Genomic DNA, 22,767 nt, shown 5'->3' with positions numbered 1-22,767 from the left:
TTCTGGCTTGGTCGTGTCATTAGCTGTTTTCAACCTCTGGCGCCTTGTTCCCCTCCTGATCGGGCCGCCTGGAAAATTCGCGCCGGTATTGCGCCGGCGATGTCCTGAGCCGCGCGGCGAAATGCTGGCGCAGCGAGGTGGCGCTGCCGAAGCCGGCTTCGAAGGCCACCATGTCCATCGACTTTTCCGTTGCCTCCAGCAGCCGCTGCGCCAGTTCTATCCGCTGACCGGTCAGCCATTCGCCGAAACTGGTGCCGATCGATTTCTGGAAGCGGCGGGTGAAGGTGCGCCTTGTCAGGCCGGCGGCATCGGCGACGCTGTCCAGGCTATGCGCCTCGCCGAGCGTCGCGCGAACCGCGTCGAGGGCTTGGGCGAAACGGTCGGCATCCGCGCTCCTTGCCACCGGATGCTCGATGAATTGCGCCTGCCCGCCTTGCCGATGCGGAGAAAGCACGATCTGGCGGGCGAGCCGCAGCGCGGCTTCCGCGCCATAGCGGGCGCGCACGATGTGTAGACAGCAGTCGAGACCAGCGGCGACGCCGGCCGAGGTCACGACATCGCCATTGTCGATATAAAGCACCGAGGCATCGACGGCGATGTCGGGATGGAGTGTTTGCAATTGTTCGGAATAGGCCCAGTGCGTCGCCGCCCGGCGGCCCGACAGCAGCCCGGCCGCGGCGATCGCAAAGGTTCCCAGGCACAGTCCGACAATCAAGGCGCCGCGCCGGTGCGCACGGCGCAGCGCCTCCATCAGCAGCGGCGATGGCGGCTCGCCGAGATGATGCCAGCTCGGGATGATGACGATGTCGGCGCTATCAAGTCCCTCGAGCCCATGCGGTGCCGTGACGGTCAGTCCGGCTTCGGTGTGGATCGGGCCGGCCTTGACCGCGCAGATGCGGAAGTCGAAGCGCGGCAGACCAAGCGCCGTCCTGTCCTCACCGAACACCAGGCACGGCACGGAAAGATGGAATGGGCTGATGCCGTCGAAGGCGAGGACGGCAATGATCGGGTCGGTCATGGGTGCCTCCAGCGAGTGAGCGTGGATTGTCCCAACTCTTTCGGATGATGTCAATCGGGCCACTTTCAGCGGCCCGGCGGTCCGCCTATTTTCGGCCCATCGCATTCAAGCAGGAAAGGAAAACACAATGTCTGACCCAGCCAACACCACGCCACGCCGGGCGCTGATCGTCGTCGATGTGCAGAACGACTATGACGGCGGCAATCTCGCCATCCAGCATCCGCCGTTCCGTGACAGCGTCGTTCATGTGGCGCGGGCGATGGATGCGGCCGCAGCGGCCGGTATCAAGGTGGTGGTCATCAAGCAGATGGCGCCGGAGACATCGCCTATCTTCGCCAAGGGCAGCCATGGCGGCGAACTGCATCCCGAGATCGCCAGGCGCGAGCGCGACCACTATGTCGAAAAGAACCTGCCCAGCGCCTTCACCGGCACCGATCTCGAGGACTGGCTGCGTGCCAACGCCATCGATACGATCACGGTGGTCGGCTACATGACGCACAATTGCGACCTGTCGACCATCATCCACGCCGTGCATATGGGCTTTGCCGTCGAGTTCCTGTCCGACGCCACCGGCTCGGTGCCTTACGCCAACAGCGCCGGCTACGCCTCGGCCGAGGAGATCCACCGCGTAGTCACGATCATCCTGCAGTCGCGCTTCGCCGCGGTGCTAAAGACCGCCGAATGGGTCGAGTGCCTGAAGACCGGCGCGCTGCCGGAACGCGATACCATCTTCGGCTCCAACCGGCGGGCGCTGTCGCGCAGTGCTGCTTAGGACTGTCCTAAAAGAGAAAAGGGCGCCGCATCGCTGCGGCGCCCTTTTTGTCGAAACTGCAAGATCTCAGAACAGGCCTTCGATCTGACCCATTTCGTTGAGGAAGATCTTCTCCGAGGACGGCGCCCTGGGTAGGCCTGGCATGGTCATGACCTCGCCGCAGATGACGACAACGAAGCCGGCACCGGCCGAAAGCCTGACCTCGCGCACCGGCACGGTGTGGCCGGTCGGCGCGCCGCGCAAATTCGGGTCGGTCGAGAACGAATACTGGGTCTTGGCCATGCAGACTGGGAGGTGGCCGTAGCCGGCCTGCTCCCAGGCGTGCAGCTGGTCGCGCACCGACTTGTCGGCGATCGCCTCCGAGCCGCGATAGATGCGCTGGACGATGGTGTTGATCTTCTCGAACAGCGGCATGGCATCGGGATAGAGCGGCGCGAACTGCGAGGCGCCGGATTCGGCCAGCGCCACCACCTTGTTGGCGAGGTCCTCGATGCCGGCCGAGCCATGGGCCCAGTGCTTGCACAGGATTGCCTCTTCGCCCATCGAGGTGACATAGTCCTTCATCGCCTGGATCTCGGCGTCGGTGTCGGAATAGAAGTGGTTGATGGCGACCACCGCCGGCACGCCGAACTGCCTGATGTTCTCGATGTGGCGGCCAAGGTTGGCGCAGCCCTTCTTCACAGCTTCGACGTTTTCCTTGCCGAGGTCTTCCTTCTTGACGCCGCCATTCATCTTCATGGCGCGCACGGTGGCGACGATGACGGCCGCCGCTGGCTTCAGGCCCGCCTTGCGGCACTTGATGTCGAAGAACTTTTCCGCACCGAGATCGGCGCCGAAACCGGCTTCGGTGACGACATAGTCGGCAAGCTTGAGCGCCGTCGTGGTGGCGACGACCGAGTTACAGCCATGCGCGATGTTGGCGAACGGCCCGCCATGCACGAAGGCCGGGTTGTTCTCCAGCGTCTGCACCAGGTTCGGCTGCATGGCGTCCTTCAGCAGCACGGCCATGGCGCCGTCTGCCTTGAGGTCGCGGGCATAGACCGCCGACTTGTCGCGACGGTAGGCGACGATGATGTCGCCGAGGCGCTTTTCCAGGTCCTTCAGATCAGTGGCCAGGCACAGGATGGCCATGACTTCCGAGGCGACGGTGATGTCGAAGCCGGCCTCGCGCGGAAAACCGTTGGCGACGCCGCCGAGCGAGCAGATGATTTCGCGCAGCGCCCGGTCGTTCATGTCCATGACGCGGCGCCAGACGACGCGGCGGTTGTCGATACCGAGTTCATTACCCCAGTAGATGTGGTTGTCGATCAGCGCCGAAAGCAAATTATGCGCCGTGGTGATGGCGTGGAAGTCGCCGGTGAAGTGAAGGTTCATGTCCTCCATCGGCACGACCTGCGCGTAGCCGCCGCCGGCAGCGCCGCCCTTGACACCGAAGTTCGGGCCGAGCGAGGCCTCGCGGATGCAGACGATCGCCTTCTTGCCGATGCGGTTCAGGCCGTCGCCGAGGCCGACCGTGGTCGTCGTCTTGCCTTCGCCGGCCGGCGTCGGGTTGATGGCGGTGACGAGGATCAGCTTGCCGTCCTTGTTGCCCTTCACCGACTTGATGAACTCGGCGGAGATCTTGGCCTTGTCGTGGCCATAGGGCAGCAGATGCTCGGTCGGGATGCCGATCTTCTGGCCGATCTCCTGGATCTGCTTTTTCCTGGCGCCGCGCGCGATCTCGATGTCGGACTTCACTTCGGCCATGACGGCTTTCCTCTGGATTGGACGGTGGAGGGGACGGGTTTGATGTCACTCGCAAGCAGGTTGGAACCGGGCGCGGGCATGTTCTAACCCTGTCGCTGCCGCGGCGTCAACTTGTATGCAACTAAGTTTCCTATAGAGAAAATTCCTCTGCGGACCGGCCGACCTGTCATCGGTTCTTCCTGGCTCCGTTGCCGCGCCGTATAGAAGCCAGAGGACGCGTCGTTCCGCCGTCTCAAAACAGCCGCACAATGCACGGAATGCGACAGAGGCGACGGCGCAAATTCGCCATCGCGTGGTGCCCAATGGAACAGCGTTACTGAGTCAGCACGTTGCTGATTTCGACCATGTTGGAGCGCACCCTGAGCACGTAGAAGCCCATTGTCGTCAGGTGCGTCGGCAGGATCCAGCCGTCCTCGCGGCCATTGGCGATGATGAAGGGCTGGATGCGCAGCGCCGAGACGAACTGCGAGTCCATCGTGTCCCACAGGTTCTGCAGATGCTTTTCCTTGATGACGTCGTCGAAGTCCGCCTGGGCGCCCTTCATCAGGCCGTAATAGCCGTAGAGCTGGCCATAGGCGAACCAGAAGCGGTCGTCGGCGCGGAAATCGAACCAGCCATTGTTGTGGTTTTCAGCTCGTTCCTTGAGGATCGCCGAGGTCGAGCCGATGTCGGACGAGATACGGTCGATATATTGTTTCAGATTGTCGGCGCGGGCGTCGAACGTCGCCTGGCAGGTGGCAAGGCGAGCGTTGAAGGAACGCAGCATGCGGACGGCATCGCGATAGTAGCTTGGCGTCGGCGTCTTGGGGCCGAACGGGTTCAGGCCGAAATACCAGGTCTCCTCGTCGAACTGCAGATTGCCGCGGGCATTCTGCAGATCGCTGTCGATCTGCGAGGTGGTGCGCACACGGCCGAGATTGTCGGCGAGTTCGGTCGCGGTGCGCCGCACCGCCTGGTTGATGCCGCGCTGGAACGAGGCCTTGTTATCCATCCACGGCGTGTTGTCCCAGTCGATGCCGAACAGGCCGAGCTTGTAGAGGATCATCGACGAGATCCAGGCATTCTGGTTGACGTTGAAATCGGTCAGGTCGGCCGCCACCTGGGCGATGCCGGAGTTGCCGCAGGTCTTGGCCGTGTCGGTGCCGGAGCCCGCCGAGAGCTGTTCGCCGGCGGAGACGTTACGTTTCTCGAAAGTGTATGTGTCGGGGTAGTTCGGGTTGAAATTGTTCCACCACTGGGTGGCGTAGAAGAAATTGGCGTAGAGGCCGATCAGCACCAGCAAAGCCAGGCCGAGCGCCGCCTTGAGGATCCAGCCACGCTGCGTGTACCAGCGCCCGGCCCACAGGAACGGCCACAGGATCGCGCCGATCACAAGCCCAATGCCGCGGCCGATCCACTGGAAAATCCGGGTGAAGAAGTTCACGATCGGATCGAGCATGGCAATGTCATCCCCTCAAAGCACGATGCCAAAAAGTTGCAGACTTTTTGGATAACATCATGCGCCAAAACAGTAAGTTAGAACGAAGTGACGGTTCATTTCGTTCTAGTCAGTCAGACCGTAGAGGCGTGTGCGAAACGCCACCTTGTCCTTCAAATATGTGGTTTTGAGAACGTCCACAACATGCGATCGCCAGGCGTCGCTGAAGCCGTCATAGTCCTTGTAGAAGCCCTGCTTGTTGAAGATGTAGCGCGAGACGAAGTCCGACGGCACGAAATCCGAGATCAGCCGGTTGGTCAGCCAGGCGTCGGGATGATCTGATTTGGCGCGGATCACCAGGAAGCGCTGCTGCGGGAAGACATCCTCGATCTTGAGGTGGCCGAGCTGGGCGATCTCGCGCTTGGCGGCGTTGAGAAAGGGAAAGTTGCCGTCTTTGGTGATCATGTCGGCATGGCTCTGGATCCAGGTCTGCAGCCAGACCTTGTCGACGTCGGTCAGGTTGCGGTTCGGGTCGGCGTCCCGGATCAGCGCGCGCACCACCATCTCGGCGCGATGCTCGAGATAACCCGATGTCTCGACCCAGGAGGCGCGCGGCAGCTCGATGCGCCCGGTGGTGGCGAGGAATTTGAACACCTTGTCGGCATCGCTGATCGAGATATAGCTCACTTGCCACGGTCGCGAACGGCGGAAACCGGGAGCCGCCGGATCGCTGATCACGGTCGTCATATCAGGGTCGACGAACACGTAGAGGCCGCCGAAATGGCTGGTCCAGTAGGCGTTGTGGCGGAAGATCACCTGGTCGGGCACCAGCGCGTTCTCGCGGATGTCGCCGCAGATCTTGGCGAGCTCTACCATGCGGGTCAGCATGGCGTTGTCGCGCCAGGCGTCGGGCTCCTGCTTCAGCCGGTCGACGAGCTTGCCGAGTTCGGCGGCCTTGCCCAGCACATTCTCGGCCGACAGCACCTTGAACTCGACCTGGCTGATCGACAGCAGATCCTCGATGTCGTTGACCTTGGGAATGGAATCCTCGATCTCGCCGTAGATCACGTCCTTGATGGTCAGCGCGTCGATGGCGCGCTGGTTCTTGGACATGAACTCGAACATCAGCTGCGAGGTGTTGGAGAAGGCCGTGTGCACCACCGGCAGGTCGATCTGCGACGGCGTCAGGATGATGAAGCGGCGGTTGACCTCGTTGGGATCGAGATAATCGTAGTCGCCGCATTCCTCGGCCACTTCGGGCGAGAAGCCGGTGCGGTCGATCTGAAAGCTTTTCAGCTTGGTGGGGTTCAGGCCGAACGCGGCGAGCGCCTTGTTGTAGCGCTGGATCAGGTGCGACTCGTCGACCGTCAGCAGCCGCCCATAAATCAGCTCATTGTCGCGCAGCAGATCGGGTTTCTTGATCATCTTCCCTTCTCCCCGTTTACGGGGAGAAGGTGCCCGAAGGGCGGATGAGGGGCGGCGCAAACGCTCATCATCTTTCCTCTGGCGTGGCTGACGGCAGAAATTTCGCGTCGATACCGATCATTTTTTCATCCAACCGACCGTCCAGGGCTGCAACAATCGTCTCCAGCACGCTCCTGCGGTCAGTGAGGACATCAGCGTTCCAGACCCTCAACACCGACCAGCCATTCCTGTTCATGGTTTCGTCCCTGTATCGATCATGAGATCGATTTGCGTGCTGGCTTCCATCGACTTCCACAACCAGATTAGTTTCTCGGCAGGCGAAATCGGCGAAGTAGGGTCCGATCGGCAGTTGGCGAATAAATTTGTGGCCATTCAATCGTCGCCCACGCAGTTCGTGCCACAGCCATTCCTCGGCATCATTCTCGACTTTTCGGAGCTGACGGGCTCTTGCTACCTTTGGCTCATTACTGCCTCGCATAGCGCTGCCCCTCATCCGCCCTTCGGGCACCTTCTCCCCGTGAACGGGGAGAAGGAAGAGGCGTCAAGCTCACGCATTCCAAAGCCCCTTCTTCTTCATCTCTTCCATCTCGCGCGCTGCCCGTTCACGCAGCCTCGCGTCGCGCAGCAGCTTCTCGACCGCGGAGTCATCGGACTTGTCGGAATAGCGAAACTCGCTGTCGGCGTAGCGGTTGATCTCCTGCATGACCATGTCCATCGAGAACGGCCCGCGCAGCTCCTCGATCATCGCTTTCTTCTCGTCGTAGCCCTTGTGCATGAAGACTTCCGGCTTCTCGAACCAGTCGTCGGGCAGCTCGATGTCCATGGCGCGCATCTTGATGGCATCGGTGACGTTCTTGATGGCGCGGCCGGTGAAGCGCGGTTCGGCATCCTTGATCAGGTGCAGATAGGTGCCGATGTCTGCCATCGATTTCGGCGCGCCGTTCTCTTTCATGTAGCGTTCGTAGACCTTCATCAGCCCGTCTTCCCGCGGCTTCTCGTGCTCCTCATAGGCTTCAGTCACGGCGCGCTGGATTTCCTGCGCAGCGTAGAGCTCGTGGTCGCCGAGCGGGATCTTGTGGTTCTTGCCGGCAAGCAGGACGAAGATGTCGATGTAGTCGTCGCGGCTCTGCGGTCCGTCGACCAGCCAACGGGCGCCGGCGCGCTGGCGCAGCGCGTCGTCGACGTTCTCGGGATAGTTGGAGAACATGCCGAACGAGCAGTTGCCCCGCACCACGGTGGCGGCGCCCGCGAAGGCGTCCATCAAAACGCCGGTTATCTCCTGCTGGCCGGCCGAGGCGCGGTCGTCGGAGCGGCGCGCCGCGACCTGGTCGATGTCGTCGATGGTGCCGAAGCCGATGACGCGCGGGTTCAAGACATTGTTGATGAACTGGCGGCAGTTCTGGCCGGATTTGCCCTGATAGGACGAGATCTGGTCGACGCCGAAATTCTCATAGGCGAAGGGATAGCCGGCGACCTGGCAATAGCCGTTGACGAGGCCGGCGATCATCTGGATCAGCGTCGTCTTGCCGGTGCCGGGCGCGCCGTCGCCGATGAAGGTGAACAGGAAGCCGCCGAGCTCGACGAACGGGTTCATCTCGCGCTCGAAGTCGTAGGCCATCAGCATCTTGGCGAGCTTGACCGACTGGTACTTGGCAATGTGGTTGCCGACGACCTCCTCCGGCTTCTTGAAGGTCATCACCAGCGGCTTGGAGCGCTTGCCCGGCGCGACGTCGAAACCATCGAGGGTGAAGTCGTCGGCATCGATACGGATATGGGCGTTCTCGAACGGGCCGATGCCGTCGAAGCGGCTCTTGCGCACCAGAAGCCCGTCGATGGCGACGCGGGCAAAGGCGCGCGCCCGGGTCATCAAGTCGGCGTCGTCGGACGATCCTGAGATCGCCTTGTCGAGGCCGGCGAGGATCGACTTCACCGCATCCTGCGGCGTGTCGAAAAGGAAGTCGGGCTCGGGGATATCGTTGGGCACCTCGCCGTCGCTGTCGATCAGCTGGAACAGATAGGAGGCGAGGCTGAAGGCGGAGATGTAAGCCGAGGCCGACAGAAGCTTCTTGAAGGTGGACGCCTCGTCGCCTTCGAGCGGGGCGCGGGTGTTCTTGGCCTGCAGGCTTTCGAGGTCCGAGCCTTCGGCGAAAACATCCGATATTGCGAGCGCGATCGCCGTGCCGCGCCGGGCGCGAAACAGAAGCGTGTGCTGCGGGATGGTCAGCAACTGGTCGTCGGGATGGACGGCGCCGACGGTCTTGGCCAGCTCGACTTCGCGCGTGCGGCGCACCGAGCCGACCGAGACGGTCGAGACGAAGCGGCGGTTGGTGCCGGCAAGTGCCGTGCCCGATTCGCGTGACGGGTCCTCCAGCACGACGATGCGGGTGATGAAGCTTTGCGCGGTTGCGCGGTGCTTTTCGATCGCAGCTTCCGGTATGGTGGTCAGGCCGGTATCCATGAAGGGTGCTCCGTGGTGTGACGGTCAGACGTCCGAGATGACCTGCCCGTTGGACAGGATGTGAACCTTGTAGCCGGCAAAAATCTTCTGCGCCTCGCCGACGGCATAGAGCGCCTGATAGGCCTCGTGCGGGATCAGCGCGTGGTTTTCGTAGCTCGACACGCCTTGGCGGGCGGCTTCCAGATCGTCGGTGTTGATGAAGAATTCCTGCGTCGTCTTCTCGCTTGAAAACAGCCCTTTGCGACCGGGCTTCTCGGCCTTGGAATAGACCTCCTGGATGGTCCAGGTGAGCAGCCAGGCATTTTCGGGCTTGCGCACCTTGGCGAGCACCTCGGTCACCGTCGAATTGTTGTCGGTAATGCCAGCCGAATAGAACGGTCCGAGCACGACGCGGCGCAGCTGCTTGGGATGCAGCGGCTCGAAATCCTTGTCGAGGTTGACCGCGATGGTCGCCGGCGACAGGGTATAGGCGGAGTTCTTCTCGGTGAAATCGTCGAAACGGTGGGCGAGCTCGGGATTGAGCAGGCCGTCGACCGGCAGCGGAATGTCGATCGTCTCGTTCAGTTTGCCGTTTCTGTCGACAAGCTGTCGGACCATGTCTTCGGAAGAATCCTCCACCGTCACCATGTAGACCAGAGGCAGGTTGGCGCTGCCGTCGAACGTCGCCCAGTGGACGAGATAGTAGGGACGCCCCGTCTTCGGGTTGACCGAGACCTTGGCCGTTTGCGCCAGGGTGAACGGGCCGAACGTGTTTTCGCTCTTCACGTCCTCGAGATAGAGCCTCTCGGCCATCGACTTCTGCAGCGCCTCGGGGAATTCCTTGTGGCGCAGGATGAAGTCGGCCATCTCCTCGCGCAACTCGCCGGCCAGCGGAATGTTGGCCAGCCGCGCATCGGCCTGGCGGCGGTCATTTTCCAGTTCGAGCAGGTTCTGGAAGACCGGGAAGCCGCTTTCGGCCCGCGAAATGCGGAACGTGTCCATGAAGCCCAGCCGGTTGCGCCAGCAGGCGAATGACTTGTCGAGCCGGGCGATGTATTCGGCGACGATCTTGGCGACGATGCCATGCCGGTACAGCGGCGAGCGATCGTCGCGCATGAACACTTCAAGGCCACTGAGCGCGGCCGTGATGGCGGAGAAATACCGTGCCGCCGCTTCGTTTTCGCGGGTCATGCTTGTGTGCTCGCGGGCAGTCCTGTCACTCCTAAGACTGCACGTAGTTCGCCGAATTGTGCTTCTTCAGCACCTCGTCGAAGCGGCGGGCAAAGGCATCGTCGGCCAGCTTCTTGCGGCGCTGGATGTCGGCAGTGGCGACCATGTTCTTCTCGTGCATCTCGAGCAGGTCGCCGATGTGCTTTTGCGAGGCGGCACCGATGCCGGCCATGGTTTCCTCGGCGGTGTTGTCGACCTGGCTGCCCAGCGTGTTGATCTTGTGGGCGACGTCCTGCTGGGCGGCGGTCTTCAGCGAATCTTCGAGCGCCTTGTAGAGGACGATGCGTTGCTCGGTGTCGATGGTCAGCTTGTTGATCAGCGTCGACTGCGCGGCGATCTGGTTGTTGAGCGAATCGACGAAGGTCTGGAACATCGAGGTGTAGCGCTCGAGCGTCTGGCTCTCGGCCAGCAGCTCCTGTTCCTTGGCCTGCTTTTCATTGTATTCCGTCGCCAGCTTGGAGCGCTCGCCTTCGAGCTGCGTGCGCTCCTTCTGGCTGGTCGAAGCGGCGATCTTGTTTTCGATGTCGAGCAGCATCGGGTTGAGTTCCTCGATGCGCTTCTGCACGGCTTCGAGGTTGGTCATGGTGGTCTTGCGCCGCTCGATGACCTGCGACAGGCTAGTCTCGGAGGTCTTGTAGCGCTGGTCGAGGACCCCTTTCTGCGCCTTCAGGATGCCGACGATGGTGTCGGACTTGACCAGCAGTTCCTGCAGATTGCCGGCCAGCGACATGTTGCGGACGCGGTCGGTGCGCATGCGCTGCTTGCTCTGGCTGGAGAAGACGCCGATGAATTTTTCCCAGCCGGTGTAGTTCTTCATGCTCTCGAACTCGGCGCCGAAGACGTTGGTGGCATCCTCCAGCCCGATGATCAGGTCGGCGATGTTGCCTTCCATCACCTTCTGCTGCTTCAGCACATCCTCGATGCGGGCGTTCTCGATGTCGAAATTGGCGTCGCCGATCTTCTTGTCGGCGGTGGCGAGCGTATCAAGCACGGTGCCGGACTGCTCGATCTTGGTGCGCATGTCCTGCACGACCTGCTTGGTCTTGGCAATTTCGGCATCGAAATTCTGCAATGTCGCCATTGGGGCCTCCCGCTTCGGCACTACGTCGCTGGTCGCGAACAGCGGCGAATATATGTGGGGCATCCAGGGATTGAAAGACGCAAGACAAGACCCGCCCCGAAAACAAAATATTCGGTCACGGTCTTGAAAGGCAAATGGAGGAGAGGTCATGGCGTGATTAGCCTGCCGGCCAGGCTTAGTTCAACTGCCATTGAACTTCTATGCCGCAAAACGACGGCGCACGGATGCCTTTGTATTTGGCAAGCCAATGCAGCAATAGCGGCCGCGACATGCGAGGCGGAAGCCGGCTTCACAGCGGCGCGCGTGCGGCGGATCAGGGCTTGGGATCGGCCTTCAGATAGGCGATGACATTGGCGATGTCGTCGTCCTTGGTCAAGCCGGCAAACGCCATCTTGTTGCCGGGCACTTTCAGCTTGGGAGCCTTGAGATACTCGGCGAGATTGGCTTCATCCCAGACGAGGCCGGCGGCGCCAGCGCCCTTCATAGCCTCGGAGTAGTGACCAAGAAAACTCTCGGCGCTACCGGCGGTGCGACCGACGACGCCCAACAGATGCGGGCCGACCTTGTCGCGGTCGGTGGCTGCTTCGTGGCAGGCGATGCACCGGTTGAAGACCTTCTTGCCCAGGGCCGGGTCACCGCCGGCATGGGCGGCAAGCGAGGTGGCAAGGAGAAGAGTGCTGGCGGACGAAGCGGCTCGAAACATGGCTGACCCCGGAGAGCTCTGGCTGGCGGCCTTATAGTGCCGAGGCCTTAACAAACACTGCATCGCGGCGCGATCGCGGAAGGTGCCGATCGGGCTGCACCGAACCCGGGCAAGGTCGCCGGGGCCGTCAGCCCTTGATAAAGCCGATGAAGTCGTCGGGCGCGGCGCGGCCCATCTCTTCCTCCCAGTGGCGACGGCAGAGCGAGACATAAACGTCCTTGCCGATCGCCACCTGCTCGCCCTGGCGCGCCACCTTGCCGTCAGGTCCAAGGCGCACCACCATCGTCGCCTTGCGGCCACAGCGGCAGATGGTGCGCACTTCGCGCAAATCGTCGGCGATGGCCAGCAGCGCGCGAGAACCGGAGAACAGATTGCCCTGGAAATCGGTGCGCAAGCCGTAACACATGACCGGGATGTTCAGCCGGTCGGCAATGCGGGCGAGCTGCCAGACCTGCTCCTCTTCGAGAAACTGCGCCTCGTCGACAAAGACGCAATGCACCGATGTATGTGCGTGATGATCGGCGACGCGGGCGAACAGGTCGTCGCCATCGCGGAACATGTCGGCTTCCGTCTCCAGGCCGATGCGCGACGAGATCAGGCCGGTATCGCCCTTGCGGTAATGGCCGGCGACGAACAGCATCGTGCGCATGCCGCGCTCGCGATAATTGTACGACGCCTGCAACAGCATCGTGGTCTTGCCGGCGTTCATCGTTGCATAGTGGAAGTAGAGCTTGGCCATGCCGTCCTTTACGGTCTGTTGATATTCAGGTGATGCCGGCCTGCAAATGGCGGTTCCTGCGCTTCCGGTGCTCACGTACCCGAAAGTACGCTCCGCTCCGGTTCTCGGAGCCCACCATTTTCGGCGCGGCCTGACCTGAATCTAAACAGACCTTAAGCCGACTTGGTGTCGTGCGGGGAGAGGCCACGGCAGCCTTTCTACGAAAAAGCCGCCTCGCTCCTGAAAAAACTGTCTGGCAAGACGAAAGCGTCAGCCGTGTCGCTGATTGGCCAGTCCGCGCCGTTGATCGTGATTGCCTTAACGCTTGAAACCGCACCAGAATGGTGTTTGGCTGACGAAACAAGGCGGGCAGAGAAACCGCAGCTGCGCTTCGCCAAAGAATCACAATGGGAGAATACCTATGTCGCGTATGAACTCTTTCGTCGCCGGCCTCGGCCTGGCGGCTTTTTTGTCCACGAGCGCTGCATTCGCCGGTGATCCGGCGAGCTGCAAGGCGGTGCGTCTTTCCGATGTCGGCTGGACCGACATCCAGGCGACGACCGGCATCGCTTCCGTGCTGCTGACCGCACTCGGCTACGAGCCGCAGGTGATCCAGCTATCGGTGCCGGTGACCTATGCGTCTCTGAAAAACAAGGACCTCGACGTCTTCCTCGGCAACTGGATGCCGTCGATGACCAACGACATCAAGGACTACACCGCCGACGGCTCGGTCGAGACCATCAGCGAAAACCTCAGCGGCGCCGGCTACGGCATCGTCGTGCCGACCTATGTGGCGGACGCCGGCGTCAAGACGCTGACCGACCTCGGCAAGTTCAAGGACAAGTTCGACGGCAAGATCTACGGCATCGAGGCCGGCAACGATGGCAACCGCATCATCCTCGACATGATCAAAAACCCGAAGGACAATCTCGAAGGCTTCGAACTGGTCGAATCCTCGGAAGCCGGCATGCTGACGCAGGCCGAACAGTCGATGAAGAACAATGAGTGGATCGCGTTCCTCGGCTGGACGCCGCATCCGGTGATGGGCGCCATGAAGATCACCTATCTCGACGGCATGGGCGACAGCGGCTTCGGCGCCGCCACCGTGCATACCAATGTGCGCAAGGGATATACCACCGAGTGCCCGAATGCCGGCAAGTTCATCGCCAACCTGAAGTTCAATCTCGATATGGAAGGCGAGATGATGGACGCGATCCTCAAGGGCAGCGACGCCAACACGGCCGCGACCGACTGGCTGAAGAAGCATCCGGACGCGGTCGCTCCGTGGATTGCCGGCGTGACCACCTTCGATGGCGGCGACGCGGCTGCGGCGGTGAAGACCGCGCTCGGGAGCTGAGCCGACTTTGAATCCGACATGACGCGAGTGAGGGCAGCCATCTAGAAAAGGCTGCCCTTTTTTATATCCTGTGACAAGATGACTGTCCGGCAAGGACGGCGGCTGCCAAAGAGGGGCTAGATGGATCCGATTTCAAAATTCTTTGTCAGTTATAAAATTCCCATCGGCGAATGGGGCAAAGCGTTCTTCACCTTCCTCACCGACAATTTCAACACCTTCTTCCGCGGCCTCTCAGGCGGCCTGAATTTCCTGCTCGACGGCGTGGTCGACACGCTGTTGCTGATACCGCCCGTCCTTCTCATCGCCCTGATTGCGCTGCTTGCCTACTATTTGCAGCGATCGAGAGGCCTGGCAGTGGCCGTCTTTCTCGGATTGCTGTTCATCCTCAACCAGAACCTCTGGAAGCAGACCGTGGAGACGCTGGTGCTGGTGGTTGCCGCTGCCGCCGCCTCGATGGCCATCGGTGTGCCACTCGGTATTTGGGCGGCTCACAAGCCGAAGGTCTACCGCATCATGCTGCCGGTGCTCGACCTGATGCAGACGTTGCCGACCTTCGTCTATCTGATTCCGGTGCTGACGCTGTTCGGCCTTGGCAACGCGCCCGGCCTCATCGTCACCATCATCTTCGTCATCCCGACATCGGTTCGTCTCACGCATCTGGGCGTCGTCTCGGTGCCGAAGTCGATCGTCGAGGCAGGCGAGGCGTTCGGCGCCACCAAGAGCCAGCTGCTCTGGAAGGTGGAGCTGCCCTCGGCCCTGCCGACCATCATGGCCGGTCTCACCCAGTCGATCATGCTGTCGCTGTCGATGGTGGTGTTCGCGGCTCTCATCGGTGCCGGCGGCCTCGGCACCGAGATCAACCGCGCGCTTGGTTCGCGCAAGATCGACCTCGGCCTTGAAGCCGGCCTGGCCATCGTCGTGCTGGCCATCGTGCTCGACCGCATGACGCGCATCGGCGTTGGAGGCAAGAAATGACCGTCGCCGTCGATTTCAGGAACGTCGATATCGTCTTCGGCGCCGACCAGGCCGGATCGTTGGCAATGATCGACGCCGGCGCCAGCCGCGCCGATATCCTCGAAAAGACCGGTAATGTGCTCGGCTGCGCCGGCGCCAGCCTGACCATCAACGAGGGCGAGATCTCGGTGCTGATGGGCCTCTCCGGTTCGGGCAAGTCGACATTGCTGCGGGCGGTCAATCGGCTCAACGTGGTGTCGCGCGGTCAGGTCCTGGTCAAGGATGGCGACAAGACCGTCGATGTCGTCACTTGCGATGAGGCGACCTTGCGGCGCCTGCGCCAGAAACAGGTGGCGATGGTGTTCCAGCAGTTCGGCCTGCTGCCGTGGCGTACGGTGGAGGAAAATGTCGGCCTCGGCCTCGAACTCGCCGGCGTGCCGGAGCTAGAGCGTAAGGAACGCGTGCAACGCCAGCTCAAGCTGGTCAATCTCGACCAGTGGTCGAAGAAATACGCGCATGAGCTTTCGGGCGGCATGCAGCAGCGCGTCGGCCTGGCCCGTGCCTTCGCCACCGAGGCGCCGATCCTTCTGATGGATGAGCCTTTCTCGGCGCTCGACCCGCTGATCCGCACCAAGCTGCAGGACGAGCTGCTGCAATTGCAGGCCGAGCTGAAGAAGACCATCATCTTCGTCAGCCACGACCTCGAGGAGGCGCTGAAGATCGGCAGCCACATCACTATCATGGAAGGCGGTCGCATCGTGCAGACCGGGGCGCCGGAGGACATCGTGCTGCGGCCCGCCAACGACTATGTCCGCGACTTCATCGCCAATGTGAATCCGCTGTCGGTGCTGACCGCCTGGAACGTCATGCGCGACCGCCGCGACCTGGAACATGGCGACAATGGCTGGGTGTGGCTCGACCGGCGCAAAACGACGCGCTTCAAGATCGATGAGCACGGGCTGGTGGCGGCGGCCGAACGCGACGGCAAGCCAGCGGTCTGGGTGTCGTGCGCCGATCTCGAAGGGCAGCCGGAGGAAGCGGCGCAAGTGTTCTGGGCCAACCCCGGCACCTCGCTGAAAACAGTGATGCTGGCCATGCACCGCTCGCAGACAGCACCCGTGGCGCTGTTCGACGACCAGTCGCGCTTCGTCGGCGCGATCGGCATCCGCGACGTGCTGAGTGCGGTCCTGCGGCGGTAGGAGCGGCGAGAACTCCAGGACCGTCGGCTATCAGGGAAAGGCGCTTTGGAACGGATTTGGGGTTGGCTGTCTAAACCGCGGACCGCGCAAACGGCGCTCGGGCTGCTGCTTGTGATTGCGATGCGATCGATCCTGGAGTTTTTCAGGATCGGCGGTGCGACCGGCACGCAACTGACTGCAAATCAGCTCTTTTATATCGAAGGGACGCTCGCGGCGATCAGTGCCGCGTTGGCGGTTCTTGCCCTGCATGCGTTCGGGCGGAATGGTTTGGCGACCCTCTCCAGCGCAGCAGCAATAGTTGCCCTGCTTGCATGGAAGATCGCCGTCATCCATTGAAAATGGGAACACATCCCTTGTCCTCGCGGCGACCCTGATATCACGCTGCCGACCTCCCGGGTTTCCGGGTATGCCGGTCCAAAGCCGCGCCTTGCGAGGTCGGCACTTTTGGGGCTGCGTCAGGCCGCCAATGGCAGGCGCAGTTGCGTCAGCAGGCCACCACCCGGATTGTTGGACAGGCTGACCTCACCGCCGGCGGCGCGTGCGATGTTGCGAGCAATGGTCAGGCCGAGCCCGAGACCGCCGGTCTGGCGGTTGCGGGATTGTTCGAGGCGCACGAAAGAGCCGAACACGGCGTCGATCTGCGCCTGCGGTATGCCCGGCCCTTCATCACGGATGGTGAGCAGGATCATGTTTTGCGACAGGCGCAGGCTGAGATGCGCCTTCTTGCCGTAGGTGACCGCGTTCTGCAGCAGATTGGTGACGCAGCGCTTGAGCGCGACCGGCCGCGCCATGCAGACGAGGCCGCGTGAACGGGTATCATCGTCGAACGAGACGTCGTCATAGCTGTCGGCGATGGATTCCACGAGCGACCAGAAGTCGATACGCTCGTTCTTCTCCTCGGTCACCTCGAAGGTGGCGAAGTCGATCACCGAGCTGGCAATGCTCTCGACATCGGCGAGATCGTGTGCCAGCGCCTCGCGAACCGCCGATTTGCGCAACAGCTCCAGGCGCAGCCGCATCCGCGTCATCGGCGTGCGCAAATCATGCGCCAGCGCCGCCGCCAGATGTTCGCGGTCCTCGACATATTCGCGCAGCCGGGCCTGCATGGCGTTGATCGCCTTGGCAGCGGCACGCACCTCGCGGCTACCGCCTTCCGCGATTGGCGGGCTCTTCAGATCCTTGCCGATCCGGTTCACGGCGGTTTCCATCATCCGGTAGGGCGCCGTCAGCCGACGTAGCGACCAGATCGACATGATCACCACCAGTCCGGCGATCAGCGAATAGAGTGGCAGGCTGTCGAAGCTCAGTATCGGGCCGAAAGGCGTGATCGGCTCGGTGAAGTTCAGCCATTGGCCGTCGGCGAAACGCAACGACGCCGTCAGCTTGTCGCTCTGCGCAAAGTTGGCGGCCAGCACCAGAAGGTCGCGTTCGACCTGGCCGATATCGGGCCCCGGCGCCGTGCCGTCGGCGTCGTCGGCCTCGCGCGTCGCCGGGTCGCGCCGCACGCGCGCATCAGTGATGCCGAACTTCGACAGCCGGCCGACAAGGATGTCTTCGAGTTCCGCCATCTCGTCGTCGCTTGCGATCGACGAGGTGACCGCCGGCGTGTCCGAGATAGTGAGTGCGTAGGTGGAATTGAACAGGCCGGTCGCCGTCGCCTTTCGTTCCTCCGGCGTAGCGTCATGCATGAGCTGCACCAGCGAGAAGGCGCGGTCGTTGAGGCGGTAGAGGTCGACGACGCCATTGGCTACGGCGCGGTCGCGCGACACGATGTAGAGGGTCGCGACCTGGCTGATCAGCAGGCCGGCAATGACGATCAGCAGCACCCAAACAGGCAAGGTCTGCGGCAGGAAACGTCTCATTCGGAGGTCGTCTCGGGCAGGAACTGGTAGCCGCCGCTGCGCACGGTCAGGATCAGCTTGGGCGTTTTCGGGTCGTCTTCCATCTTGCGCCGCAACCGGCTGACGAGGATGTCGACGCTGCGGTCGAAGGAGTAGTCGCTGTCGCCACCGGACAGTTCGATGAGCTGGTCGCGGGTCAGCACGCGCTGCGCGCTTTTGACGAAGGTCTGCAGCAGGTTGAATTCGGCCATGGTCAACTCGACCCTGATATCGTCGGGAGCGATCAGCCGGCGGCGCGAGCAGTCCATCGTCCAGCCGGCGAAGCGGTAGATCTGCCTGGTGGTTGCGCGCTTGGGCTCGGCGCCGCCATTGCGCCGCAGCACGGCGCGGATGCGCGCCAAAAGCTCGCGCGGATCGAAGGGTTTTGGCACATAGTCGTCGGCGCCCATTTCCAGTCCGACGACGCGGTCGGTCGTCTCGGTGACGGCGGTCAGCATGATGATCGGCGTCGAATACTGGGCGCGCAGGTCGCGGCACAGCTCCAGCCCGCTCTTGCCGGGCAGCATCACGTCGAGAACGATGAGGTCCACCTGCGCGCGGCGCAGGATGGTCTCCATCTCGATGCCATCGGCGGCAACCGAGGTGTGCAGGCCCCGCTTCTGGAAGAATTCCTGCAGCAGGTCGCGGATGCCCTTGTCGTCGTCGACGATCAGTATGTGTGCATCGGATTTCACTTGAGCCCTGTCATTGTTGATTGCCAAGCCCTTCTGTCGCAACCCACACGATAGAATTCAGGCCATATGTTGGCCAGTGGTGATGATGGGTTCACACCGGCTCTCAGACACAATCCAGAAACAAAATTCTACAGTTCAGAAAAACTCCTGAAAAATTTCAAGGGCATAACTGATCTCGTGGCGGTCAGGTCATCGGCTGCGACGCTAGTCTCCGGGTTTACGGATAAACCGATGCCAAGGTTGTCGATCAGTTTGTTGGGTGCGTTGCTGGGCCTTGGCCTGGTCACTGCCGCTGTCGGACAATCGGACGCAAAGGTGACGCTCACCACCCGGAGCGAACGGTGCGCCAATCTCAGCCACCAATTCGATGAAGCCCTCGAAACCCATGCCACGGCAACGCAGGTCACCGCGGCAAAGGCACTTCAGAGAAAGGGTAACCGGTACTGCGCCGCCAAGAAACAGGCACAGGGCATCCGGATGCTCGCCAATGCTTTGAAGCTGCTTGGAGTGACACCGAACGACCCGGTCCAGTGACACTCGAAAACTCGACCCGCATGAAAAGGAAATGAAGCCATGAAAAAGTCCATCCTCTCCGCAACCGGTCTCGCCGTCGCTCTCGCTTTCGCGATGCCGGCTCTCGGCAACGCCGCTGCCACCACGACCGCTGCTCCGGCTGCTTCGACGACCACCGCTCCGGCTACCGCCGCTCCGGCCAAGGCTGCTCCGAAGAAGGTCGTCAAGAAGACCGTCAAGAAGCACAAGAAGGCTGCCGAGAAGGCTGTCAAGAAGGACGCCCCGAAGACGTGATCGGGTCCAGCATCAAATGCTAGCCTGTTGACCAAGGCCGCTCCAGTCGGTTTCGGCTGGAGCGGCCTTCTTCCTGTCCAAGCCGTTGAGAAAACCTGATATCGGCGATCAATCGGACTGATGGGATCGATCGATATCTGGCCGAAGCCTGGTGCCGGCAGCTTCCGCCTCGACTGACACATAACCCGTTTGCAACGCCGGCGGTGTAAGACAATCCGCATGAAGAAGCGGCTTTCGTCCATTCTGCGCTCGATGGTGCTCGGCGGCCTGGTGGCCACCGGGGTCGCCAGGGTGCTGATCCTGTTCACCGCCAGCCCGGTGCCCGATCCGGCCAGCGGACGCACCGAGCCTTCGCTGTTTGCGCCGGCGATTTCCACCAATTGGGACTACATCACGCCGGCGCAGACTTGGTTGCTGATCGTGCTGACCGGCGCGACGCTGATCTGCGTCGTCGCCTGGCCGATCACAGCCTGGCTGGAACGCCGGGCGGATGCCCGGGGGAAACCGCTTCCGGCCCGACAGGCCTAGCCGCCGCGTGTTCAGCCGCCAGGGCCGTTGAACGGCGACCGACGGTTTCCCACATAGTGAGTGGCCGCGCCCACCGGATACCGGTTGGCGCGTCGATCAAAATGGACGGCCGCTTTCCCCGGTGCCAGAATGGCGGCCTCGTCGCTTACGCAAATTGCCGGTTCCAATGCCTGAAATCACCACAAAACCGCGTGTCCAGGTCAAGCCGCAGATCGAACGGCCGAAGCTCTATAAGGTCATCCTCATCAATGACGATTTCACACCGCGCGAATTCGTGGTGACGGTGCTGAAGGGCGAGTTCAAGCTCAGCGAAGACCAGGCGCACCGGGTGATGATCACCGCGCATCGGCGCGGTGTCTGCGTCGTCGCCGTCTTTACCAAGGATGTCGCCGAGACCAAGGCGACGCGGGCCACCGACGCCGGCAAGGCCAAGGGCTATCCGCTGATGTTCACGACGGAGCCGGAAGAGTAGGGCGGGGGTAGTCTTTAACGCTGACAATCGGCGAAACCATCCGCGACAGCATCTTTCTCCCCGTCACTATACGGGGAGAAATGTCCGGCAGGACAATGAGGGGCGGCGCCGGGGGTGACAACAGTTCATTTGCGCGATCGCCAATCACTTCAGGCTGGAGCTGCCCCTCATCCGCCCTTCGGGCACCTTCTCCCCGTGAACGGGGAGAAGGAAAAAGGTGGCGCTACCGTCCCTCGCGGTACCACATCGAACCCATCGCCAGAAGCAGCAGGCCGAGGCCGAGGAAGCCGCCGAACAGCGGCACGCGCGAGACGGCCTTGAGCACGCTGTCGTCCGTGGTGCGCAGGCCGATCCAGTCGCTGCCGGACGCGGCGCCGGCCGAGCGCACCGGCACGATGGAGGGCAGCGTCACATCGCTGCCAAGGGCGGTGGATGACGCCAGCCGGCGCACGCTGCCGCCGGTAGCTTCCGCCGGCGCCTTCAGCCGGTTTTCGGTGGAGATGACGTCGGCGAACTCCGGTGCGTTGACCGGTCCGACATGGGCGAGCGCGGTCAGGTCGCCATTGGCGACCTGATAGAGGCCGATCTCGCTGGTCTCGACACTGCCGAGGAAGACGCCGGGCTCGGATTTCGCGAGCTTGACGGTCAAGGTCTTGCCGGACGGGGTGATGATCTGGGCGGGGCCGGGATCATCGGCCATCGTCTGGCGACGGATTTCCAGCACCATGCCGCGACCGTCGGCGGTCAGCCGCTCTTCCTCGAGTTCGGGCTCCTTCATCAGCCAGTGCGCGATGCGCCGATAGAGCTGGACATGCGGGCCGCCGCCTTCGAAGCCGCGCGCCCACAGCCAGCCCTGGTCGGACAGAAGCATGCCTACGCGACCTTCACCCTTGCGGTCGAGCAACAGAAGGGGCCGGTTGTCGGCGCCCTTCATCACCACTTCTCCTTCGGGATTCTGAACACCGATGGTGCGGAACCAGCGGCTCCAGCGCGGCGGCTCGGCGGCCGAGCCATCCAGCCCACGTGTCACCGGATGGCGCTGGCCAAGATCGGTGAGGCGTGGATAGAAGGCCTTGTCGACAACCTCACCGGTCGGCATCGCCGGCAGGGCCGACATCAGCGGCGTGCGCGCGATCGAGCTTTCGCCGGCATATTCGGGGCCGGCCGCGATCAGCAGCGCGCCGCCCTTTTCGACATATTCGGAGATGTAGTCGTAATAGAGAATCGGCAGCACGTCGCGGTGCTGGTAGCGGTCGAAGATGATGAGGTCGAAATCCTTGATCTTCTCGACGAACAACTCGCGGGTCGGGAAGGCGATCAGCGACAATTCGTTGATCGGCGTGCCGTCCTGCTTTTCCGGCGGCCGCAGAATGGTGAAGTGGACGAGATCGACCGAGGCGTCGGATTTCAACAGATTGCGCCAGGTGCGCTCGCCGGCATGCGGCTCGCCGGAGACGAGCAGCACACGCAGGTTCTCGCGGATACCGTCGATGAGCGCGATGGCGCGGTTGTTGGTGTCGGTCAGTTCGCCCGGCTCGCGGTCGATGGCGAGTTCGACGATGTTGCGGCCGGCACCGGGAATGGTCACTTGCAGCGGCATGGCCTGGCCGACGACGGCATGCTCGACCGCGACCTGCTCGCCATTGACCGAGACGCGCACGTCGACCGGACCGGTCTCCTTCTCGGTCGAGATGACGCGGTAAGTCATGTCGAGCGGCTTGCCGACAAGGCCGAAGCGCGGCGCGTTCTCGAAGCGGATGCGGCGATCCTTTTCGTGGTCGTTGCCAGTGATCAGGGCATGCAGCGGGGCGTTGAAATCAGGGGCGCCCGGGGGGGCGTCATGCACCTCGCCATCGGTGATCATGATGGCGCCGCCGATGCGCGAGGGAGGCACGTCGCGGAAGGCGCCCTCGAGCGCGCCAAATAGCCGCGTTTCGGTGCGCTCTTCGGCGGCTTCGGATTTACCCGCCTCGACGACGCGCACGTCGAACTGCTTGAAGCGGCCAAGACGCTGCTGCAGCCCCGCCAGCGCCTCGTCGGTTTGTTTGGTGCGGTCGCCGATATCCTGGCTCTGGCTGCGGTCGACAACGAGGGCGACAACGCTTTTCAGTGGCTCGCGCTCCTCGTTGAGGAACACCGGGTTGAACAGGGCGGCGGCGAGCGCCATCAAAGCGATGAAGCGGAAGACCGAGCCGCGCTGGCGAAACCACAGGCCGACCAGCGCAAGCAGCGCCAGCGGCACCAGCGCCAAGGCCAGCCAGGGCCAGGAGATCAGCGGTTCGAAGGAGATCGACCAGTTCATTCCTTACCCTCCCATTTGGGAGGGTC

General features: G+C 62.4%; 22 protein-coding genes. 9 read left to right on the top strand and 13 right to left on the bottom strand.

Translation table 11 applies throughout. The features are described 5' to 3' along the window. Positions 1–19: 19 nt before the first annotated feature. Complete coding sequence (locus tag NKH03_RS14495) at positions 20–1,018, bottom strand: GlxA family transcriptional regulator (protein WP_352968875.1); 999 nt, start codon at positions 1,016–1,018, stop codon at positions 20–22. Between the two features lie 127 nt (positions 1,019–1,145). On the opposite strand from NKH03_RS14495, the gene NKH03_RS14490 reads away from it, so the two are divergent. After that, complete coding sequence (locus NKH03_RS14490; protein ID WP_352968874.1) at positions 1,146–1,790, top strand: cysteine hydrolase family protein; 645 nt, start codon at positions 1,146–1,148, stop codon at positions 1,788–1,790. Between the two features lie 66 nt (positions 1,791–1,856). On the opposite strand, the gene NKH03_RS14485 is transcribed toward NKH03_RS14490, so the two are convergent. From NKH03_RS14485 to NKH03_RS14445, 9 genes are all read right to left on the bottom strand, one after another. After that, a complete protein-coding gene (locus NKH03_RS14485) occupies positions 1,857–3,536 on the bottom strand; it encodes a formate--tetrahydrofolate ligase (RefSeq protein WP_352968873.1) in 1,680 nt (559 codons plus the stop codon). A 313-nt stretch (positions 3,537–3,849) separates the two neighbouring features. Continuing rightward, positions 3,850–4,974, bottom strand: a complete 1,125-nt coding sequence (locus NKH03_RS14480; RefSeq protein ID WP_352866021.1) for a DUF2333 family protein — start codon at positions 4,972–4,974, stop codon at positions 3,850–3,852. Between the two features lie 105 nt (positions 4,975–5,079). Further along, positions 5,080–6,378, bottom strand: coding sequence for a DUF6638 family protein (locus tag NKH03_RS14475; protein ID WP_352968872.1), 1,299 nt, complete (start codon positions 6,376–6,378; stop codon positions 5,080–5,082). 67 nt (positions 6,379–6,445) lie between these two features. Next, positions 6,446–6,856 carry an endonuclease domain-containing protein gene (locus tag NKH03_RS14470; protein WP_352968871.1) on the bottom strand — a complete coding sequence of 137 codons (411 nt, stop codon included), beginning with the start codon at positions 6,854–6,856 and terminating at the stop codon, positions 6,446–6,448. A gap of 69 nt (positions 6,857–6,925) precedes the next feature. Then, complete coding sequence (locus NKH03_RS14465; protein WP_352968870.1) at positions 6,926–8,836, bottom strand: AAA family ATPase; 1,911 nt, start codon at positions 8,834–8,836, stop codon at positions 6,926–6,928. A 24-nt stretch (positions 8,837–8,860) separates the two neighbouring features. Further along, positions 8,861–10,006, bottom strand: a complete 1,146-nt coding sequence (locus tag NKH03_RS14460) for a hypothetical protein (protein WP_352866029.1) — start codon at positions 10,004–10,006, stop codon at positions 8,861–8,863. Between the two features lie 31 nt (positions 10,007–10,037). Continuing rightward, positions 10,038–11,126, bottom strand: coding sequence for a hypothetical protein (locus tag NKH03_RS14455; protein WP_352866031.1), 1,089 nt, complete (start codon positions 11,124–11,126; stop codon positions 10,038–10,040). Between the two features lie 313 nt (positions 11,127–11,439). Then, positions 11,440–11,829, bottom strand: a complete 390-nt coding sequence (locus NKH03_RS14450) for a c-type cytochrome (protein WP_352968869.1) — start codon at positions 11,827–11,829, stop codon at positions 11,440–11,442. A 127-nt stretch (positions 11,830–11,956) separates the two neighbouring features. After that, positions 11,957–12,568, bottom strand: coding sequence for a thymidine kinase (locus NKH03_RS14445; protein ID WP_352866036.1), 612 nt, complete (start codon positions 12,566–12,568; stop codon positions 11,957–11,959). Positions 12,569–12,968: 400 nt separating this feature from the next. Between NKH03_RS14445 and NKH03_RS14440 the strand changes: the two genes are divergently transcribed. The 4 genes from NKH03_RS14440 to NKH03_RS14425 all read left to right on the top strand — a co-directional run bounded on the left by NKH03_RS14440 (position 12,969) and on the right by NKH03_RS14425 (position 16,393). After that, positions 12,969–13,904: a choline ABC transporter substrate-binding protein gene (locus NKH03_RS14440; RefSeq protein WP_352866039.1), complete on the top strand. Its 936-nt coding sequence runs from the start codon at positions 12,969–12,971 to the stop codon at positions 13,902–13,904. Positions 13,905–14,024: 120 nt separating this feature from the next. Further along, the gene (gene choW, locus NKH03_RS14435; RefSeq protein WP_352866042.1) at positions 14,025–14,879 is read left to right on the top strand and encodes a choline ABC transporter permease subunit; all 855 of its coding nucleotides are present in this window, start codon (positions 14,025–14,027) and stop codon (positions 14,877–14,879) included. Next, entirely contained in the window at positions 14,876–16,057 is a 1,182-nt protein-coding gene (choV, locus tag NKH03_RS14430) for a choline ABC transporter ATP-binding protein (RefSeq protein ID WP_352866044.1), read from the top strand. The genes choW and choV overlap by 4 nt, the downstream gene beginning before the upstream one ends. Before the next feature lie 45 nt (positions 16,058–16,102). Beyond that, positions 16,103–16,393: a hypothetical protein gene (locus NKH03_RS14425; RefSeq protein WP_352883444.1), complete on the top strand. Its 291-nt coding sequence runs from the start codon at positions 16,103–16,105 to the stop codon at positions 16,391–16,393. A gap of 119 nt (positions 16,394–16,512) precedes the next feature. Here NKH03_RS14425 and NKH03_RS14420 read toward each other — a convergent pair whose 3' ends face one another. Next, entirely contained in the window at positions 16,513–17,919 is a 1,407-nt protein-coding gene (locus tag NKH03_RS14420; protein ID WP_352968868.1) for an ATP-binding protein, read from the bottom strand. Next, complete coding sequence (locus NKH03_RS14415; RefSeq protein WP_352866051.1) at positions 17,916–18,632, bottom strand: response regulator; 717 nt, start codon at positions 18,630–18,632, stop codon at positions 17,916–17,918. Before NKH03_RS14415 ends, NKH03_RS14420 begins: the two co-directional genes overlap by 4 nt. 231 nt (positions 18,633–18,863) lie before the next feature. Between NKH03_RS14415 and NKH03_RS14410 the strand changes: the two genes are divergently transcribed. From NKH03_RS14410 to clpS, 4 genes are all read left to right on the top strand, one after another. Then, the gene (locus NKH03_RS14410; protein WP_136615919.1) at positions 18,864–19,166 is read left to right on the top strand and encodes a hypothetical protein; all 303 of its coding nucleotides are present in this window, start codon (positions 18,864–18,866) and stop codon (positions 19,164–19,166) included. A gap of 39 nt (positions 19,167–19,205) precedes the next feature. Beyond that, positions 19,206–19,439, top strand: coding sequence for a hypothetical protein (locus NKH03_RS14405; RefSeq protein WP_013529962.1), 234 nt, complete (start codon positions 19,206–19,208; stop codon positions 19,437–19,439). A 219-nt stretch (positions 19,440–19,658) separates the two neighbouring features. Further along, the gene (locus NKH03_RS14400; protein ID WP_352968867.1) at positions 19,659–19,967 is read left to right on the top strand and encodes a hypothetical protein; all 309 of its coding nucleotides are present in this window, start codon (positions 19,659–19,661) and stop codon (positions 19,965–19,967) included. A 166-nt stretch (positions 19,968–20,133) separates the two neighbouring features. Then, positions 20,134–20,439: an ATP-dependent Clp protease adapter ClpS gene (clpS, locus tag NKH03_RS14395; RefSeq protein ID WP_352968866.1), complete on the top strand. Its 306-nt coding sequence runs from the start codon at positions 20,134–20,136 to the stop codon at positions 20,437–20,439. A 223-nt stretch (positions 20,440–20,662) separates the two neighbouring features. Here the strand turns inward: clpS and NKH03_RS14390 are convergent, their stop codons facing one another. Then, positions 20,663–22,741 carry a hypothetical protein gene (locus tag NKH03_RS14390; protein ID WP_352968865.1) on the bottom strand — a complete coding sequence of 693 codons (2,079 nt, stop codon included), beginning with the start codon at positions 22,739–22,741 and terminating at the stop codon, positions 20,663–20,665. Positions 22,742–22,767 lie beyond the last annotated feature (26 nt).

Source organism: Mesorhizobium sp. M1406 (assembly GCF_040317555.1).
In the GTDB taxonomy this organism is placed as follows: domain Bacteria; phylum Pseudomonadota; class Alphaproteobacteria; order Rhizobiales; family Rhizobiaceae; genus Mesorhizobium.
The sequence above is the reverse complement of the archived record's forward strand: the minus strand, read 5'-3'. Positions and strand labels throughout refer to the sequence as shown.